We start from the raw sequence: 2,843 nt of genomic DNA on the forward strand, positions 1-2,843 counted from the left end.
CACACCACTGCTCATCAGCCAGCTCATGCCTACGCACCACAAACCAAGATCAAAGCAGATCAGCCACACGACCTTTGAGGACAGACCCCAGGGGTCCCGCGATCCCGGCGGAACCTCCCTGCCATGCGAGATCGGGCGGGTCCGGATCTTGTCCGCCGTCAGCCGCAACGCTGGCGGTACATCCTTCTGGAGCTCGTCCAGCAGCCGAACAACCTCAGCCTCTACCCGTGCAGCTGCCGCGTTGGCGCGCGCCTGTCCTGTGCGGACACCGTGAAGTCGGCTGTTCCCATAACCGTGCAACTGGATCTCCGGCAGCGGCAATCCGTTGCGGTGCCGCCACAACGCTGCCCTGACCGCGGTCTCCGCGAGGCCGGTGAGCATGTTGTTCGCGATGCCTGGCAAGCGCTGCTCACCGGATGCGACACGCGCCGGATCGAGGTTCTTCGCGTCCTCCATCGGAATTCGATACGAGACTTCCCTCTGATTCGCCGACGTCACGGCCACGAGCGGGTTCGCAACAATCATCTCCGTGCTTGAATCGTCTACATGCCCCAAGCCGTCGAAGAACGTGAAGCCCTTGGTCCTGCTGTAGTCCCGGAGGTACCACATCTGGCTGGGCTGCGGCAGCTGAGGGCCAGCGATCTTGACGATGGCCGCCCGCGCGTCGAGCTCAGCACGCTGCAACGCGACTCCGCGAGCTGCCGGTCTCCTCCGGCAACCGACGGGTCGGCCAATCGTTTGCGGTACTCCTGAATCGCCGCTAACGCGTCAACGAACACGAGCTCAGGTTCGGCGGACCCGGGCTGCGACTCGAGCCACAGTTTGACCGCTGGCAGGTTGTGGCCGTGGTTGTGGAGGTTCGCCTCGATCGCCTGGTCCAGCGACCAACGGTAGTCGCTCCGCAGGAAGGTCTCGATGGTGATCTGCACGTCGTCCGCAGCGCTGTTAACGACAGGCGAACCGAAGTGGTAACCAACCATTCGATCGAGCTGCTGGCCAGTCGTGGTGCGGGCGTAGTTCAGGTTGTGATCCCGCAGCTGGGTGAGCGGCCGGCGGTTGGCCTCACCCGTCGAACCCGCGGGCACCGACGCGTCGTTGCTCAGCATGATCAGGTGCGGACGAACCGGGCTCCCAGTCAGGTGCCTGAACATCGAAGACATGACCAGCGGCATGCGAAGTCGATCCCCAGAAACCTTGGCCGTGGTGCCGTCGGCGATCGGCGTCTCGAACTTGGCACCGGAAGTGTCGAACATCAGCGCGACGGGCGGCGCAGAAGTACCAGCACTCGCCATCGCCCACTGTGAGGCCGAGTAGGCCTCCGCCTCGTCGATGGAAGTGCCGTCAGCGGCATTGGCCACCACGCCCAGCCAATACCGGGGCCGTCGAGAGCAGCCGGCTTGCCGGCCACGTTGTCCCTGCGACGCTGTATGCTGTCAAAGCCGATACCGAACAACCGGCCGCCGGACCACATCAGCGGCATCCATCGCACGTCCTCTGACCGCAGCAGTGGCCAGCGCGAACGTGTCGTCGCCCTCCACCAGCTCCGTCCCGTCCACGTCGAACTCCAGCGGGTGGGTCGCCCTGCTGACGAACGGGAACTCCGCACTGCTGCGCAGCTCCTGCGTGAACTCCGCGCTGCCTCCCCGATCCCTCGGGATCGGCCGGATCTGCGGCCACGAGGACAACGTGCACCGCAACCCCGTCGACCTTCACCGGTACTCCGCCGTGTTCCGCACCCGTCCGGCCAGCTCGGCGCCATCGATCAGCTGCCCCTCTACCAGGAACCTGTCGCCGACTCCGGTGGCGTAGACGACGAACAACCCGGGACTGTCCTCCGGCCTCTGATCGCCTGGTGCAGCCGGTCCCAGGTGGCCTTGTCCGATGTGGCACCGGCGTTGAAGCTCACACCGCCCACCGTGTACAGCGTCTCTTCGTGCTCGTTGTGGTCGTTGGTGGGCAATGTGACCGCGACACTGACCGAGCGCGCGGCAGCGACCGGCGGCGCTGACTGCGGGCGCCCGGCGCCCAGCTCGGCACGCACCAGGCCGGCGATGAACTCCGCTTCCGGCTCCGGACCGGTGATCGTGACCGTTGGCAGTGGCAGTCCCGCATCCTCCCGCAGGACGCGGCCGTGAGCACCGCGGTCACCAGCGAACGAAGCATCGCGGGCGCCGCCGGATCCACGAGCCGTCGCCCGTCGAGGTCCACGTCGTACACATGCGGGAGGCGGTACTCCTCACGCAAGGCAGCGAGGACGAGATCGTCCGCACTGCTCGAACGCGCCGCCATCAGTGCACCACGCGACGCGCCAGGACCGGAGGACGAGCTCGCGTCGCTGCCGAACGACAGCACGGACGCGGTGTCGCCGGCGGACAACAACGCAGGCTCCGGAGACGGATCGGGTCGCGAGCGTCCGGCCTGCCGCCCCAACGACTCTGCTACCTATCCAACTCGGACTCTTCGCCCGACTCCGCCACTTCGACAGAGCCCACACTGACCTGGTCATCCGTCTCTTCCGATGCCCACAGCGACCGCGCAGGGGAAGCCCGTCCCGCGCTTGGCTCGTCGGAGGCGGCTGCCCCCTCATCAGTGTCGTCGTTCTCGTCGTCTTTCGGCAAAGCCGGCACATCACTTGTGATACGCCGCCTCAGATCCGCAAGGTTCAATCGGACAGGCGGGGAATCCCTTCCAACAGCACCGATCCAGCTGTCATCCGAATCCGAGTCCTCTTCCAGCCCAGAGAGATCCAACTCAGCAAGCGAACTCTCAGCAAGCGAACTCTCAGCATCGTCGGTGAACACGGCGAACTCGTCTCCGGCGCCCTCAGCGGCCTCCTCATCCGC

At 65.9% G+C, this 2,843-nt stretch carries 4 protein-coding genes; all 4 read right to left on the reverse strand.

Translation table 11 applies throughout. From position 1 onward, the window contains the following. The coding region (locus IEZ09_RS45770) for a hypothetical protein (protein WP_189260125.1) at nucleotides 1-456 on the reverse strand (456 nt) is incomplete at its 3' end. 86 nt (nucleotides 457-542) lie between these two features. Beyond that, complete coding sequence (locus IEZ09_RS45775; RefSeq protein WP_189260126.1) at nucleotides 543-1,358, reverse strand: hypothetical protein; 816 nt, start codon at nucleotides 1,356-1,358, stop codon at nucleotides 543-545. A gap of 75 nt (nucleotides 1,359-1,433) precedes the next feature. Next, nucleotides 1,434-1,697, reverse strand: coding sequence for a hypothetical protein (locus IEZ09_RS45780; RefSeq protein ID WP_189260127.1), 264 nt, complete (start codon nucleotides 1,695-1,697; stop codon nucleotides 1,434-1,436). A gap of 741 nt (nucleotides 1,698-2,438) precedes the next feature. Beyond that, nucleotides 2,439-2,843: hypothetical protein (locus IEZ09_RS45785; protein ID WP_229813569.1), on the reverse strand; the 405-nt coding region annotated here is incomplete at its 5' end.

Origin of the sequence: Lentzea flava (assembly GCF_014648475.1) — a bacterium.
GTDB classification, from domain to species: Bacteria; Actinomycetota; Actinomycetes; order Mycobacteriales; family Pseudonocardiaceae; genus Lentzea; species Lentzea flava.